This is a genomic window from Mycobacterium neglectum, assembly GCF_002591975.1.
GTDB lineage: Bacteria > Actinomycetota > Actinomycetes > Mycobacteriales > Mycobacteriaceae > Mycobacterium > Mycobacterium neglectum.
This window is the reverse complement of record NZ_NVQE01000099.1, coordinates 1-1,679: the sequence shown is the minus strand read 5'-3', so window position 1 is coordinate 1,679 and position 1,679 is coordinate 1. Positions and strand designations below refer to the sequence as shown.

Here is a 1,679-nt window from a genome sequence, read left to right as displayed (position 1 = left end):
GGCTCTTCACAGATGAGGGTGTAGAGGTGGTTGGCGCGTCGTTGCCGGGATAGAGGTCGAGGTCTCTCGAAAATGAGGGTTCCTACACTCCTCATCCGAAAGACCTCGACGTGCCTGACGCTACCGGTCGGGCGGGCTTCGCCTGCGCTGACCTGACGACTTTCTGCCGCCTCGACGAACTTGGGCTGCAGGTGACCGGACAACGCCTTGAGCCCGGCCGTGCTGTGCTGGCGTGCCGGGTGACCGACGAGGACCGGTGGTGTCGTCGCTGCGGCGAAGAAGGCATCCCACGCGACAGCCTCACCCGTACTCTGGCCCATGAGCCGTTCGGGTGGCGCCCCACCACACTGCTGGTGACCATCCGTCGCTACCGGTGCGCCGGCTGCGCCCACGTGTGGCGACAAGACACCACCAGGATGGCCGAACCACGTGCCAAGCTGTCGCGGCGTGCTCTGCGGTGGGCGCTGGAAGCCATTGTCTGCCAGCATCTATCCGTGGCTCGCATCGCCGAAGCGCTCGCGGTGTCGTGGAACACCGCCAACAACGCGGTGCTGGCAGAAGGCCGACGGGTGCTGATCGCCGATCCGGCCCGTTTCGACGGCGTGGCGGTGATCGGCGTCGATGAGCACGTCTGGCGGCACACCCGTCGCGGTGACAGGTACGTCACCGTCATCATCGATCTCACCCCTGTGCGTGACGGGACCGGTCCGGCTCGGCTGCTCGACATGGTCGAGGGTCGCTCAAAAAAGGCGTTTCAGGACTGGTTGGCCGAGCGGCCGCAGGACTGGCGTGACGGCGTGGACGTTGTTGCTATGGATGGCTTCTCCGGGTTCAAGACCGCTACCGCCGAGGAACTGCCCGAGGCGGCGACGGTGATGGACCCTTTCCACGTGGTGCGCCTGGCTGGCAACGCCCTCGATGAGTGCCGCCGCCGGGTGCAGCTGGCGACATGTGGGCACCGCGGCCGCAAGTCCGACCCGCTCTACACCTGCCGACGCACCCTGCACACCGGTGCCGATCTGCTCACCGACCGCCAGCGCACCCGGCTGGCCGCCTTGTTCGCCGCCGACGCCCACGCAGAAGTCGAGGCCACCTGGCAGATGTATCAGCGCACCGTGGCCGCCTATCGTGAACCCGACCGCACGAAAGGCCGCACGATGATGGCGGCGCTGATCACCACGCTGAGCACCGGCGTTCCCAAGCCGCTGACCGAACTGATCACCCTGGGACGGACCCTGAAGAAGCGTGCCGCCGACGTGCTGGCCTACTTCGACCGCCCCGGCACCTCCAACGGGCCCACCGAAGCGATCAACGGCCGCCTCGAACACCTGCGCGGATCCGCGCTGGGCTTCCGCAACCTCACCAACTACATCGCCCGGTCACTGCTCGAGACCGGAGGCTTCCGAACTCAGCTCCTTGCACCTCGGCAGTGAAGAGTCCTCAACGCATATTCGACGCGGCCAGAGCGTCATTGGTCTCGGTCACCGAGAAACGATCGGGGTGCCAGCCTCGGGGCAGCCAGTCGCGCATCTCCTGCGCACCCAGCCCCATCGGTGTTGCCCGCGGGTCGTACCCGCCACGAACCCACGCAGCCAATTCCTCATAGCCGCCCAAGCCACCACAATCCTCCGGCGGGCAGGCCATCTTGCCCGCCAGGCACACCGGAGCCGAAGGTGGAT

At 66.8% G+C, this 1,679-nt stretch carries 2 protein-coding genes; one reads left to right on the top strand and one right to left on the bottom strand.

Annotated features, from left to right (window positions below; genetic code table 11):
- The first annotated feature begins 110 nt into the window (after positions 1 to 110).
- Positions 111 to 1,433, top strand: coding sequence for an ISL3 family transposase (locus CSQ99_RS30530; RefSeq protein WP_052545499.1), 1,323 nt, complete (start codon positions 111 to 113; stop codon positions 1,431 to 1,433).
- A 7-nt stretch (positions 1,434 to 1,440) separates the two neighbouring features.
- Here CSQ99_RS30530 and CSQ99_RS30525 read toward each other — a convergent pair.
- Positions 1,441 to 1,679 (bottom strand): IS1096 element passenger TnpR family protein (locus CSQ99_RS30525; RefSeq protein WP_141562757.1); only part of this gene is annotated, 239 nt, incomplete at its 5' end.